Source organism: Campylobacter sp. 2018MI10 (assembly GCF_018501175.1).
GTDB lineage: Bacteria > Campylobacterota > Campylobacteria > Campylobacterales > Campylobacteraceae > Campylobacter_E.
The window spans coordinates 1-430 of record NZ_JAHCZD010000100.1 but is presented as its reverse complement, the minus strand read 5'-3'; the positions used below and the strand labels follow the sequence as shown (position 1 = coordinate 430).

Annotated in this window: 1 pseudogene; it reads right to left on the bottom strand. The window is 35.6% G+C overall.

Going from position 1 to position 430, the window contains the following annotated elements:
- Nucleotides 1-430 (bottom strand): annotated as a pseudogene (locus KJR01_RS09850) (5-methyltetrahydropteroyltriglutamate--homocysteine S-methyltransferase); the annotation flags it as partial.

The window sequence follows — 430 nt, the reverse complement described above, 5'->3', positions numbered from 1 at the left end:
CCAAATCACAGGAGGCTTAACGCACCTTGTGCCATAGGTTTGCACCCAACCATTTTGAGTAAATAAAAGGCCCTTTAGATTCTCTCCAAAATACTCCACCATATCATTTCTTTCAAATTCTCCATGCACTAAAACATCAAGTCCTATTTCTTCTTGAATTTGTATGCATTCTTTGATTTTTTGTGGGTTAAATTCAGTGTAGTTTTGAGCTGAAATTTTTTCTTGCTTAAAGGCAAGGCGATTAGATCTTACATCAGCACTTTGAGGAAACGAACCTATGGTTGTGGTTGGTAAAAGAGGGAGTTTTAAAAATTCTTTTTGGATTAAGGCGCGTTCTTTAAAACTAGGCGTTCTGGTAAAATCTTCTTTTTTTAAAGCCTTAAGCCTTGCTTTGACTTTTTCATCTAAACGCTCTGGGATATTTTTAAAA